Consider the following 12546-nt stretch of genomic DNA (forward strand, 5'->3'; position numbering starts at 1 on the left):
GGGCCGCCTCCGCTTTCCGGAGGCGGCCCCTGCGCGTGTCACCAGGCCGACGGGTCGCGCGCGTCCTCGGCGAAGACGGTGCCGTCGGGGGCGGTGGCGTAGACACGGCCACCGGCGAGCAGCGGTGCCGGCAGCGCGGCGGTGACCTCGTCCGCGCGGCTGCCCAGCCGCGGCGAGGTCTGTCCCACGAGGTGCCCGTCGCGGGCGCCGAAGGCGAGCAGCCGTCCGTCGGCGGCCGTGAAGTACACATGGTCGCCGTCGGCCACCGGCGCCGAGCCGCGGCTCACCGAGGTCTCCAGATGCCACAGCCGCTTGCCGCTGTCCAGGCCGACGGCCTCCAGAGAGCCACCGGCGGCCAGCAGATGGACGACCCCGCCGTACACGGTGGCCTGGGGAGCCAGGCGCGGCACGGGCAGCGGCACCCGGTGCGGCGTCTTCGTCGCCGGTGCGTAGCGCACGATCCCGGTCGTCTCCCCGGTCGCGTTGTCGATCGACAGCAGGACGAGCGAGCCGTCGTGGCTGCCGATGGGCTTCAGCGACCCCGTCAGCCGCGCCGCCCAGCGCTCGGTGCCGGTGATCGGGTCCAGGGCGGTGACCTGTGTGTGCGTCCCGTCGCGGGTGACGGTGGCCGTGTAGGCCAGCGGGTCGCCGGAGAAGGAGGCCAGGACAGGTGTGCCCGGTCCGGGGATCCGGCGGTTCCACTTCGTGTCGCCCGACGCGCCGTCCAGGCCGGTGAGCGATCCGTCGGTGCCGGTGAGCAGCAGCATGCCGCCCGTGAACGCCATGTCGGCATGCGCCGGCATGTCCCGTGTCCAGCGCGTACGGCCCGAGCCGGGGTCGAGCGCCACCACCCGTCGGCCACCGTCCGTCGGCAGCTGCAGGAGTCCGCCCGACAGGGCGGGTGCCCCGCTGGTGCGCTCCCGGGCGACGGAGTGCCGCCACAGCAGGCGTCCGTCGGCCGGGTCGAGGGCATAGGCGAGCCCGGACCGGAAGCACAGCAACTTCCCCGCCCCGTACGCGCATCGGGGCATGCCCGAGCCCGTGCCGACGGACTTGCCCCGCCAGGCGCCGGACCCGGCGGCGGTGCTGCTGACGCCGTTCCCGGCCGGCGCGGGTTCGGAACCGCCGGCGCCGAGCCACTGCACCGAGGCGAGCACACCGCCGACGACGAGGGCTACCGCCCCTGCGGCCAGGGCCACGCGCCCGCGAATGCGGCGGCCGGTCCCGGGCGTCCGCTCGGCCGGGGCGGCGGGTGCCTCCTGCCCGGGCGCCTCCTCGCTCGTCCGCTGTGCCGGTATGAACGCCTGTGTGTCGTACGAGGCGGCCACCGACCGCAGTTCGCGCATGAGCTCGTCCGGTGTCGGCCGGTCCTCGGGCTCCTTGGCGAGACAGCGCAGCACCAGCGGCGCCAGACTCTCCGGTACGCCCGTCAGGTCGGGCTCGTCGTGCACGACCTGGTAGGCGACGACGTACGGGCTGTCGGAGTCGAACGGACCGCGTCCGGTGGCCGCGTGCACCAGCACCGAGCCGAGCGCGAAGATGTCGGCGGCCGGCCCCACCTCGCGGGGGCGCCGGAACTGCTCGGGTGCCATGAACGGCGGAGTGCCGATCAACTTGCCGGTCTCGGTGCGGAGTTCGCTGTCCTTTGGCCGAGAAATGCCGAAGTCGATGACCTTCGGGCCGTCCTCGGCGAGCAGCACGTTGCTCGGCTTCAGATCCCGGTGCACGACCCCGACCCGGTGGATGTCGCGCAGCGCCTCCGCGAGCCCGGCCATCAGCCGGCGCAGCTGCGCGGGAGGCATCGCCCCGTTCCGCTTGACGTGTTCGGAAAGGGTGGGCCCGGCAATGAACAGCGTGGCCATCCAAGGCCGTTCGGCCTCCGGATCGGCGTCGACGACCGGTGCGGTGAAGGCACCGCTCACCTTCCGGGCGGCGGCCACCTCCTGCCGGAAACGGCCTCTGAACTCGCGGTCCTTGGCGAACTCTGCGTGTACGACCTTCACCGCGAGCTTCAGCCCCGAGGTGCTCCGGGCCAGGTGCACGACACCCATGCCGCCCGAACCCAGAGCCGACTCCAGGCGGTAGTGACCGGCGTAATCGGGAAGTTCCGCTTCCGCGCCCGCTCCGGTGTTCCTCTGTGGCGCCATGGAACCACCCCCGTGCTGTTCGTCCGCGCGCGCGACGCACGGAGCCTAGTCGATGACGCGTACGAGACAGAGGAGGCTTGCTAGCCTTCGCGTGCGAATTTCGCGCACGTGTTTCATGCGTTTCGTGGCTCGATTCGCGGGAATCAACGGGATCCCATGGCAGTCATGGGATCAACGGGGGGAGAACGTCATGTCAGTCGACCGTGCCGAAGAAGCCGGGAGCGACGCCGGGGCCGAGGCCCTCACGGCGGCGGCGGCCGTCCGGACGTACGCGATCGCTCCGGGCGTCACTCTGAACGTCCGCAGCGGTCCCGGCACCAACTACAACATCGTCCGTGTCCTGCCGGTGGGCAGCCATGTCCCGATCTTCTGCCAGACGCCGGGCACGTCGGTATCGGGCCCGTACGGCACGACGAAGATCTGGGACAACATCGACAACGGCGAGTACGTCTCCGACGCCTACGTGAACACGGGCAGCGACGGCTACGTGGCCGACCGCTGCGCCTGATCCGTACCCGAGAGGAAACAGCAGAGATGACATCCCGGAGACGTAGATCCGCCCTGCTCGCGGCAGGCGCCGCCGGAGCCTTTCTCATGGTGATGGGAGCGGCGGCCACCGCGGAAGCGGCGACGTACTACTCGGTCGCCCCGGGCCTCCGGCTCAACGTCCGCAGCGGTCCCGGCACCGACTACAACCTCGTCCGCCTCCTGCCCGAGGGTGCCAAGGTCCACATCTACTGCCAGTCCCCGGGCACGACGGTGTCGGGCTACTACGGCACCACGAACATCTGGGACAACATCGACAATGGCGAGTACGTCTCCGATGCCTACGTGAACACGGGCAGCGACGGCTACGTCGCCGCGCGCTGCGGCTGACCCCGTACGAGCCCGCGGCGGCCCCGGAGCCATAATCGTCCCGTGAGCGACGAACCCGGCACCCTGGACACCCCCGCGGGCTCCACCGACGGAGCCCGGAGCGGCCCGCGCCCCGAGCCTCTCCGCTTCTTCGGCACGTCCTGGGTGAACCACGACGACGGATACGCGGCCCGCCGTGCCGGCGTGGCCGTCGGCTCGCTCGCGGCGGCGGTCGCCTCCGCCTTCGTCCTCCGCTTCGCCTACCAGGGCCTGCAGATCGCCGACACCGGCTCCTTCGTGACCGTACTGGTCGTGGCGATGTTCGCGATCTGCAGCGCGCTGGCCTTCCGCAACACCTGGGACGGGTACGGCAGGCGCCTGGACGCCGACCGCCAGGCCTCCCTGCGCGGGCTCCTCGCCATCGGCTTCATCGGCTCGCTCCTCGCGTACTTCTTCCGCTCCCTCACCGAGGCCCCGGGCGAGAAGCTGCACCGCGAGGAGTACGAGAAGGCACGCGAGGAGTACGAACGCCGTTCCGTGCGGCGCACCGGGAACCCCTCGAAGAAGAAGCGGCGCGGCTAGAGCCTGGCATCGGCGGCGTCAGTAGTACGCGCGCATGATGTCCGTCGCCCACTCCGGCTGACCGGTGTCCCCCTGCGGCCCGAACTCCGCCATGTACGGCTTGATGTCCAGCACCGGCGTCCCGTCGACCGCGTCGAGCCCCTCGACGTGCACATCGAGGCCCTCCACCCGCAGCACCCGGCAGCGGGAGACCCCGATGCGGTTGGGCCGGTTCTTGCCGCGCTGGGCGAAGATGCCGACCTTGGGCCAGTCGGGGTTGCCGCGCGGATGCCGGGCTCCGGTCTCGATCTTCTCCTCCGGCACCCGGTCGAAGTGGTAGACGACCTCCAGGTGGGAGAAGGCGTCAAGGCCGGCCAGGGCTTCGGCGGTGAACCGGTCGCCGTCGACGCGTATCACCGCGCGCACCTCGCCCCACTCGTCGTCGCGGACCTCCGCCCGCCCGCCGACCACCCGGCCCACCGGATACGCGACCACCGCGTCCTCGCCCCGCACAGTCATGACTCCCCCTTCGTCACCGAAGCAGTGGATCAAGGAACTCCGGCCCACCGTACCGACGTTCGACCCGGCCCACCCCTCATACGTACGTACCGAATACTCGCTGTCGTTTCCCGTCCCGACCCGACCACCATGTCCGTATGACCATGACGCCGCCCTCCCACACCGCCCGAGCCCACTCCTTCAACGCCGCCGCGGCCCAGTACGCCGCGAACCGCCCTTCCTACCCGCCCGCCCTCCTCGACACCGTCGAGGAACTCGCCGCCCGCCCCCTTGCCGGCGCCCGGGTCGTGGACGTGGGCGCCGGCACCGGTATCGCGACGGCGCTGCTGCACGCGCGCGGTGCCGACGTGATCGCGGTGGAGCCCGGCGAGGGCATGGCCGCCCAGTTCCGCCGCGCCCTGCCCGACGTCCCGCTCGTCCGGGGCAGCGGCGACGCCCTTCCCCTGGCCGACGCGAGCGCCGACTTCCTCACCTACGCCCAGGCCTGGCACTGGACGGACCCGGCCCGGTCGGTGCCGGAGGCGCTGCGCGTGCTGCGTCCGGGCGGCGCGCTGGCGCTGTGGTGGAACACCAGCGCCCTCGACGTCGAGTGGATCGCCGAGGCCTCCGGACGCGTCGGCCGGTTCTTCGGCGTCGACATCTCCGCCGAGAAGCAGAGGGCCGCCCGGACCGAACTCGCCGACCCCAGCGGCCGCCTGAGTTTCACCCGCCGTGAGGTCCGCTGGAGCCGCCGCGTCCCCCTCGCCACCCATCTGGCCAACATCAGCAGCCACTCTGCCTTCCTCGTCACCCCCGAGGAGCGCAGGACCGCCTTCCTCGACGAGGAAGGCGCCCACCTGCTGAAGGTCTTCCCGGACGGCATCGTCGAGGAGACCTACGACGTCCTGCTGCTGGTCGCCACCAACACCTGACCACAGGGCCTGTCGCCGAGTTCCCGCCGCCCTCCGGGCGGATGACGGGAATTCAGCGACAAGCCCTATCGGCGGCCCACCCCTCCAGGGCCGCCGCGCACGCCCGGTCCACGTACCGCAGACCGCCCAGCTCCAGCCGCACCTTCCGGTCGCGTGGCACCGCCTCCAGCGCGTCCAGCAGCTTCGGCAGACGCAGGAACGTCGCATGCCCCAGCACTCGTACGACGATCCCCGCCTCCCCGCGGTCCTCGCTCTCCACGTGCACATGGCTGACCTCCCACGCGGTCTTCGCCACCGCCAGCGTCAGCCCCACCAGCACCCCCTCGAACAGGTTCCCGAGGACGATCACGACCGCCGTCACTCCGAGCACCACCACCTCTCCGCGGTGTCCGCGCCACAGCCCCCGCAGCTCCCGCACGGGCACGAGCCGACAGCCCGCGTGCACCAGCAGTCCGGCCAGCGCCGCCACCGGAACCACCCCGAGCGCGCCGGGCAGCGCCGCCGTGAACACCAGCAGCCACACCCCGTGCAGCACCCGCGACGCCTTCGTTCGCGCCCCGGCCTGCACGTTCGCCGCGCTCCGCACGATCACCGCGGTCATGGGCAGCGCACCCAGCACGCCGCACACCGCGTTCCCCGCTCCCTGTGCGATCAACTCCTTGTCGTAGTCCGTCCGTCCCCCCTGGTGCAGCCGGTCCACCGCCGTCGCGCTGAACAGGGACTCCGCGGACGCGATCAGCGCGAAGGCGGCGACGGTCCCGAGCACGCCCACTTCCGTCAGCCGTCCGAAGTCCGCCGCCTCCGGGAGCCGCACGGCATCCAGTACGCCGCGCACCTCGACCCGCCGCACATTCAGGTCGAACAGCCAGGTCACCGCCGTCGCACCGGCCACCGCCACCAGAGGCGCCGGCACCAGCCGGGCTCCTCGCCGCCAGCGCGGCCACAGCAGCAGTACGGCAATGGTGGCACCGCCCACTGACAACGCCACCGGTCCCACCCGCCCCGGCAGCGACACCAGCCCGGCGATCTTCCCGAGCCCGTCCGCCGGAGCGGCCGCGTCACCGAGGGCGTACACCTGCCCGGCCACCAGCACGAGCCCGATCCCGGTGAGCATCCCGTGCACGACCGCCACCGACACCGCCCGGAACCACCGCCCGAGCCGCAGCAGCCCGAGACCTATCTGCACCAGCCCGGCCATCAGCACCAGCACCCCGAGCGCCCCGACCCCGTACTCCCGTACGGCCTCGTACACCAGCACCGTCAGTCCCGCCGCGGGACCGCTCACCTGCAGGCTGCTGCCCGGCAGCGCGCCGGCCACCAGCCCGCCCACTATTCCGGTCACCAGCCCCAGTTCGGCCGGGACGCCGGAGGCCATGGCGACGCCCACACACAACGGCAGGGCGACGAGAAACACGACGAGAGAAGCGAACAGATCGGCCTTGCCTACGACACGGCGCATGACGACAGCACCTCCGAGGACGAGGGACGCGGAGCCCGCGAGTGCGCGAATGGCACTGAAACCCATTGTCGGTAGCGGGTGCCGGGCGGGCGTCGGGTTCATGTGGCCACCCGGTGAAGGCGGAAGCGCGCGAACGGACCGCGCTCCTCCGATCGCGCCGCAGCTCCTTCGCGCCACCGCACGCACCCCACTTGACGGGGATCCGACCCGGACCCATTATTCACCGCATGATGAATTACCCGTCCGGCCCGCCAGAGACCCCCGAGACCCCAGACACCCCGGCCGTCGAGGCCGCCGACCTCACCGTCGTCCGCGGCCCCCGCACCGTCCTGCGCGGCCTCGACTTCACCGTCCCGCGCGGCCAGATCACCGGCCTGCTCGGCCCCTCGGGATGCGGCAAGTCGACCCTCATGCGCTCGATCGTCGGCACCCAGGCCAAGGTCTCGGGCACCCTGCAGGTCCTCGGCCGCCCCGCCGGCGACCCCTCCCTGCGCACCCGCATCGGCTACGTCACCCAGGCCCCCTCCGTCTACGACGACCTGACGGTCCGCCAGAACCTCGACTACTTCGCCGCGATCCTCGACCCCGGCCGCGCCGCCGCCGGACGCCGCCGCGAGAACGTCACCCGCGCCATCGCCGACGTCGACCTCACCAGTCACGCCGACGCCCTCGCCGGCAATCTCTCCGGCGGCCAGCGCAACCGCGTCTCCCTGGCGGTGGCCCTGCTCGGCACCCCCGAACTCCTGGTCCTCGACGAACCCACCGTCGGCCTCGACCCGGTCCTGCGCCGCGACCTGTGGAACCTCTTCCACGACATCGCCGCCACCCGCGGCGCCACCCTCCTCATCTCCTCCCACGTCATGGACGAGGCCGAGCGCTGCCACCGCCTCCTGCTCATGCGCCAGGGCGAGATCCTCGCCGACGACACCCCCGACGCCCTCCGCACCCGCACCGCATCGGACACCGTCGAGGCGGCATTCCTGCACCTGGTGGACGAGGCGGCCGCAGCAGGCCGCACCAAGGAGACAGCCCGATGAGCACGACGACCGCACCCGCCCCCACCGGCGCCCTGAACATCTCCCGCACCACCGCCACCGCGACCCGGGTCCTGCGCCAGCTCCGCCACGACCCGCGCACGATCGCGCTGATGATCCTCATCCCCTGCGTGATGCTGTTCCTGCTCCGCTACGTCTTCGACGGCAGCGCACGCACCTTCGACAACATCGGCGCATCACTCCTCGGAATCTTCCCGCTGATCACGATGTTCCTGGTCACGTCCATCGCCACCCTGCGCGAACGCACCTCGGGCACCCTCGAACGCCTCCTCGCCATGCCCCTCGGCAAGGCCGATCTCATCGCCGGCTACGCACTCGCCTTCGGCGCCCTCGCCATAGTCCAGTCGGCGCTGGCCACCGCCCTGGCCGTCTGGGGCCTGGGCCTGGACGTCACGGGCTCACCGTGGCTGCTGCTCCTTGTGGCCCTGCTCGACGCGCTGTTGGGCACGGCCCTCGGTCTCTTCGTCTCGGCCTTCGCGGCCTCGGAATTCCAGGCGGTCCAGTTCATGCCCGCGGTGATCTTCCCCCAGCTCCTCCTCTGCGGCCTGTTCACCCCCCGCTCCAACATGCACCCCGTCCTGGAGGGCATCTCCAACGTCCTTCCCATGTCCTACGCCGTCGACGGCATGAACGAGGTCCTGCACCACACGGACATGACGACGACCTTCGTACGGGATGTCCTGATCGTGGCCGGATGCGCACTGCTGGTACTGGGCCTGGGAGCGGCCACCTTGCGCCGCCGCACAGCGTGAGGGTTCGCTTCGGCCACCAAGCCCGTCCGGGGGTCCGGGGGACGGGAAGGGCAGGGGCGGCGGGGGCGAGAACCCTCGACGGCACCCCGGCAACACACGTCCGCCCACCGGACAACCACCCCCCACCCCTCCGCACCGGTGCGAGGATGAACCCGGACGACGCAACCCCCGGAGGGCACCCGCACCATGACCCAGAAAGTCGCAGTCCTCGGCACCGGCAAGATCGGCGAAGCCCTGCTCAGCGGAATGATCCGAGCCGGCTGGGCTCCCGCGGATCTCCTGGTCACCGCCCGCCGCCCCGAACGGGCCGACGAACTCCGAACCCGCTACGGAGTCAACCCGGTCAGCAACCCGGAGGCCGCCAAGACCGCCGACACCCTGATCCTCACGGTCAAGCCGCAGGACATGGGCGCCCTCCTCGACGAACTCGCCCCGCACATCCCCGCCGACCGCCTGGTCATCAGCGGAGCCGCCGGCATCCCCACCTCCTTCTTCGAGGAACGCCTGGCCGCGGGCACCCCGGTCGTCCGCGTCATGACGAACACCCCCGCCCTCGTCGACGAGGCCATGTCCGTCATCTCCGCCGGCAGCCACGCCACCCCCGAACACGTCGCCCACGCCGAGGAGATCTTCGGCGCCGTCGGCAAGACGCTCCGCGTCCCCGAGTCCCAGCAGGACGCCTGCACCGCCCTATCCGGCTCAGGCCCGGCCTACTTCTTCTACCTCGTCGAAGCCATGACCGACGCCGGCATCCTCCTCGGACTGCCCCGCGACAAGGCCCACGACCTCATCGTCCAGTCCGCGATCGGCGCCGCGGTGATGCTCCGCGACAGCGGCGAACACCCGGTCAAGCTCCGCGAGAACGTCACCTCGCCCGCCGGCACCACCATCAACGCCATCCGCGAACTGGAGAACCACGGCGTACGAGCCGCCCTCATCGCTGCACTCGAAGCCGCCCGCGACCGCAGCCGCGAACTGGCCTCCGGCAAGAAGGACTGACCCCGGCCCCACGAGCCGCGCACGAGGGCGGCGGGTCACGCCGTAGCGTCCACGATCTCCTTCGTGGTCACCACGCGAGCGAAGCCGCCCCCGTGCAGGGACACCGCCGACGCCTGCGCCACCTCGTCCGCACTGCGCCGCCAGCCGAACGGCCCCTCCAGGTCGAAGGTGTACGTCGCGTCGTACGCGACCAGCACGTCGTACCCGAGATTCCCGCCCATCCGGGCCGTCGTCTCCACGCACATATTGGTCTGGATCCCCGCCAGCACGAACTGCGAGATCCCGTTCTCCGCCAGCCAGGCCCCCAGATCCGGCGTGCCGAGGAAGGCCGAGTTCACGGTCTTCGTCACGAACAGCTCCAGCCCGGTTCCCTTCCCCCTCCTCTCCTGCACGTACTCCTTCAGGTCGTTCCCCTCGTACTCCGGCCGCAGCGGCGACTGAGGCTTCGGCGAGTCATGCCGTACGAAGACGACCGGCCGACCCGTCGCCTGCCACACGTCGACGAGCGCCGCGATGTTGTCATCGGCCCCCGGGTTGTTCCGGGGCCCCCAGAAGCCGGCCTCGTCGAAGCCCTTCTGAACGTCCACGACCACCAGTGCTGCGTTCTCCGCGATCTCCATGCCCACGATCCTGCCGCCGCGAGCACGTCCACCCCAGAGGACGAAAAGCCAGCGATCGATGGTTTACTGCCAGCCATGCCACCCATGGAGCACGAGAACGTCCACCGCGTCGCCCTCGTCGCCTTTCCCGGCATCCGGGCCTTCGACGTCTCCGTCATCACCGAGGTCTGGGGCACCGACCGCACCGACCGCGGCGCCCCCGCCTTCGACCTGCGCAGAGTCGCCACCGACACCACCACCCCCATCCCGATGCGCGGCGGCCTCGCCCTCCATCCCGACCGCACCCTCACCTGGCTGAACCGCGCCGATCTCATCGTTGTCCCCGGCCTCGACGACCACCTCACTCCCGCCCCCGCCCGCGTCCTCGACGCCCTCCGCCGCGCCCACGCCCGCGGCATCACCATCGCCGCCCTCTGCGGCGGCGCCTTCACCCTCGCCCAGGCAGGCCTCCTCGACGGCCGCCGAGCCATCACCCACTGGAACCTCGTCGGACTCCTGCGCGCGCATCACCCCCACGTCACCGTCGTCCCCGACGCCCTCTTCATCGAGGACGACAACATTTGGACCGCCGCCGGCACCGCGGCCGGCATCGACCTCTGCCTCCACCTCGTCCGGCAGGCCCACGGCGCCGAGGCGGCCGCCACCATCGCCCGCTCGATGGTCACCGCCCCTTTCCGCAACGGCACACAGGCACAGTTCATCGAGCACCCCACTCCCCGCGCGGACCGCGACGCCGACACCCTCGCCGCCGTACAGGAACACGCCCTGCGCCGTCTCCACGAACCGCTCACGGTCGCCGACCTGGCCGCCCACGCGGGCATGTCCCCGCGCTCCTTCGCCCGCCACTTCACCGCCGCCACCGGCACGACACCGCTCCGCTGGCTCCTGGAACAGCGCATCGCCGCGGCCCAGAAACTCCTCGAACGCACCGACCTGCCCATGCCCGAGGTCGCCCGCCGCGCGGGCTTCGGCAGCGAGGTCACCATGCGTCAGCACTTCGCATCGCGCCTCGCCACCAGCCCGCGCGCCTACCGGGCCGCGTTCAGCGCAGGCTCCGCCACCGGCGGCAGCAGCCCGATCGCCCGGTAGGCGGTATCGACGGTCGGCCGCGCCATCGCCCGCGCCTTCTCCGCACCATGCCGCAGCACCTCCTCCACATATCCCGGGTCGGCACACAACTCCTTGTGCCTGGCCTGCACAGGCCCGAGAGCCTCGATCACCGCCTCCGCGGTGTCCTTCTTCAAAGCGCCGTACGACTGGTGAACGCTCGCCAGTGACTCAGGGTTCCCACCCGTGCACGCAGCGAGAATCTCCAGCAGATTCGCGACCCCCGGCCGTCCCTCCCGGTCGTACACGACCTCCCGCCCGCTGTCGGTCACGGCCCGCAGCACTTTCCTGCGCACCACGTCCGGCTCGTCGAGCAGATAGACGATGCCCGGCCCCGAGTCGTCCGACTTCCCCATCTTCGACGTCGGCTCCTGCAGGTTCATCACCCGAGCGGCTACCCGCGGAAGCGTCGCCTTCGGCACCACGAACGTGTGCCCGTACCGCTGGTTGAAGCGCACCGCCAGATCCCGGGCAAGCTCCACATGCTGAGCCTGGTCGTCCCCCACCGGCACCTCGCCCGCCCCGTACGCCAGGATGTCCGCCGCCATCAGCACCGGATACGTCAGCAGTGACAGCCGCACGCTCCCGCCCCGGGCCCGCTCACGCGCGGACTTGTCCTTGTACTGGATCATCCGCCGCATCTCACCGTCGGTGGCCACGCACTCCAGCACATACGACAGCCGCGCGTGCTCGTCCACATGACTCTGTACGAACACGGTGCACAGCTCCGGATCCAGCCCCGCCGCGAGCAGGAGCGTGGCGGCCTGCCGGGTGAGCCTGCGCAGCCGTGCCGGATCGTGGTCCACGGTCATCCCGTGCAGATCGACGATGCAGAACACCGCATCGGCCTCGTGCTGGTCCACGGCGGCCCACTGCCGCATGGCTCCCAGATAGTTGCCCAGCGTCAGGTGCCCGGTCGGCTTGACCCCGCTGAAGACCCGTGTCATCCCTGCTCCATCTCCTGGTCGAGACCGCCGACCCGGGCGGCCGGCCCCCGGAGTCCTGGAGGGGGATACGAGAACGGCCGCCGAGGCGGCGGCCGTTGAGTGCATACGCGAGTACGGCCGCCGTCAGGCGGCCCACCACTGCTGGGTGCACGTACGCGTCATCACGTCGCCCACAGTACGCCCGTGGGGGGCCGCCTGCCCGCAAGTTGACACACCCCATCCCGATACGTAGTGTTCTCCGAGTTGTCCGACGTGAGCGCCGACCTCGGTCGGTCCCCGGACAGCCATTCCGCAGGTACCAAACCATCAATCGGCGATCCGTCGTCGTGCGCTTTGGTGCGCGTATTTGCGAAATGAGGAATCCGCGTTCGAAAGGGCGCAGGCCCCCGATTAGCTCGGGAGTCGGGAATCCGCTAAAGTCTCAGTCGTCGGAACGGCCCAACAGCCGCTAAGACAAACCCCGCTGACTGGGAATCAGGGCCGAAAGGATCTGATAGAGTCAGAATCGCCGGAAAGGGAAACGCGAGAGCGGGAACCTGGAAAGCGCCGAGGAAATCGGATCGAGAAAAGGTCTGATAGAGTCGGAAACGCAAGACCGAAGGGAAGCGCCCGGA

13 protein-coding genes are annotated in these 12546 nt (G+C 71.0%); 8 read left to right on the forward strand and 5 right to left on the reverse strand.

The features are described from left to right. Nucleotides 1–38 precede the first annotated feature (38 nt). Nucleotides 39–2147 (reverse strand): serine/threonine-protein kinase, encoded by a 2109-nt coding sequence (locus tag ACIPSA_RS37935; RefSeq protein WP_402643241.1) that lies wholly within the window; start codon nt 2145–2147, stop codon nt 39–41. A gap of 190 nt (nt 2148–2337) precedes the next feature. Between ACIPSA_RS37935 and ACIPSA_RS37940 the strand changes: the two genes are divergently transcribed. From ACIPSA_RS37940 to ACIPSA_RS37950, 3 genes are read left to right on the forward strand one after another with little or no spacing between them, the layout of a single operon-like run. After that, nucleotides 2338–2655 carry an SH3 domain-containing protein gene (locus ACIPSA_RS37940; protein ID WP_402643242.1) on the forward strand — a complete coding sequence of 106 codons (318 nt, stop codon included), beginning with the start codon at nt 2338–2340 and terminating at the stop codon, nt 2653–2655. A gap of 26 nt (nt 2656–2681) precedes the next feature. Then, nucleotides 2682–3023 (forward strand): hypothetical protein, encoded by a 342-nt coding sequence (locus tag ACIPSA_RS37945; RefSeq protein WP_402643245.1) that lies wholly within the window; start codon nt 2682–2684, stop codon nt 3021–3023. Between the two features lie 42 nt (nt 3024–3065). Further along, the gene (locus ACIPSA_RS37950; protein WP_402643248.1) at nt 3066–3584 is read left to right on the forward strand and encodes an EamA/RhaT family transporter; all 519 of its coding nucleotides are present in this window, start codon (nt 3066–3068) and stop codon (nt 3582–3584) included. Nucleotides 3585–3602: 18 nt separating this feature from the next. Here the strand turns inward: ACIPSA_RS37950 and ACIPSA_RS37955 are convergent, their stop codons facing one another. Next, nucleotides 3603–4082: an SAM-dependent methyltransferase gene (locus ACIPSA_RS37955; protein ID WP_402643249.1), complete on the reverse strand. Its 480-nt coding sequence runs from the start codon at nt 4080–4082 to the stop codon at nt 3603–3605. Nucleotides 4083–4219: 137 nt separating this feature from the next. On the opposite strand from ACIPSA_RS37955, the gene ACIPSA_RS37960 reads away from it, so the two are divergent. Beyond that, a complete protein-coding gene (locus tag ACIPSA_RS37960; RefSeq protein WP_402643251.1) occupies nt 4220–4993 on the forward strand; it encodes a class I SAM-dependent methyltransferase in 774 nt (257 codons plus the stop codon). A 52-nt stretch (nt 4994–5045) separates the two neighbouring features. Here the strand turns inward: ACIPSA_RS37960 and ACIPSA_RS37965 are convergent, their stop codons facing one another. After that, nucleotides 5046–6452, reverse strand: a complete 1407-nt coding sequence (locus tag ACIPSA_RS37965; protein ID WP_402643253.1) for a SulP family inorganic anion transporter — start codon at nt 6450–6452, stop codon at nt 5046–5048. Nucleotides 6453–6679: 227 nt separating this feature from the next. Between ACIPSA_RS37965 and ACIPSA_RS37970 the strand changes: the two genes are divergently transcribed. The 3 genes from ACIPSA_RS37970 to proC all read left to right on the forward strand — a co-directional run bounded on the left by ACIPSA_RS37970 (nt 6680) and on the right by proC (nt 9258). Further along, nucleotides 6680–7489, forward strand: a complete 810-nt coding sequence (locus ACIPSA_RS37970) for an ABC transporter ATP-binding protein (protein WP_402643255.1) — start codon at nt 6680–6682, stop codon at nt 7487–7489. Continuing rightward, nucleotides 7486–8259, forward strand: coding sequence for an ABC transporter permease (locus ACIPSA_RS37975; protein ID WP_402643257.1), 774 nt, complete (start codon nt 7486–7488; stop codon nt 8257–8259). Before ACIPSA_RS37970 ends, ACIPSA_RS37975 begins: the two co-directional genes overlap by 4 nt. 186 nt (nt 8260–8445) lie before the next feature. Continuing rightward, nucleotides 8446–9258, forward strand: a complete 813-nt coding sequence (gene proC, locus ACIPSA_RS37980; protein ID WP_402643259.1) for a pyrroline-5-carboxylate reductase — start codon at nt 8446–8448, stop codon at nt 9256–9258. Between the two features lie 35 nt (nt 9259–9293). On the opposite strand, the gene ACIPSA_RS37985 is transcribed toward proC, so the two are convergent. Continuing rightward, a complete protein-coding gene (locus ACIPSA_RS37985; protein WP_402643260.1) occupies nt 9294–9878 on the reverse strand; it encodes a cysteine hydrolase family protein in 585 nt (194 codons plus the stop codon). A 75-nt stretch (nt 9879–9953) separates the two neighbouring features. Between ACIPSA_RS37985 and ACIPSA_RS37990 the strand changes: the two genes are divergently transcribed. Continuing rightward, nucleotides 9954–10967, forward strand: coding sequence for a GlxA family transcriptional regulator (locus ACIPSA_RS37990; protein WP_402643263.1), 1014 nt, complete (start codon nt 9954–9956; stop codon nt 10965–10967). Here ACIPSA_RS37990 and trpS read toward each other — a convergent pair. After that, on the reverse strand, nt 10907–11932 hold the full coding sequence (gene trpS / locus ACIPSA_RS37995; protein ID WP_402643264.1) for a tryptophan--tRNA ligase: 1026 nt from the start codon (nt 11930–11932) through the stop codon (nt 10907–10909). The genes ACIPSA_RS37990 and trpS overlap by 61 nt on opposite strands. Between the last annotated feature and the right edge of the window lie 614 nt (nt 11933–12546).

This window comes from Streptomyces sp. NPDC086549 (assembly GCF_044746205.1).
Taxonomy (GTDB): Bacteria; Actinomycetota; Actinomycetes; order Streptomycetales; family Streptomycetaceae; genus Streptomyces.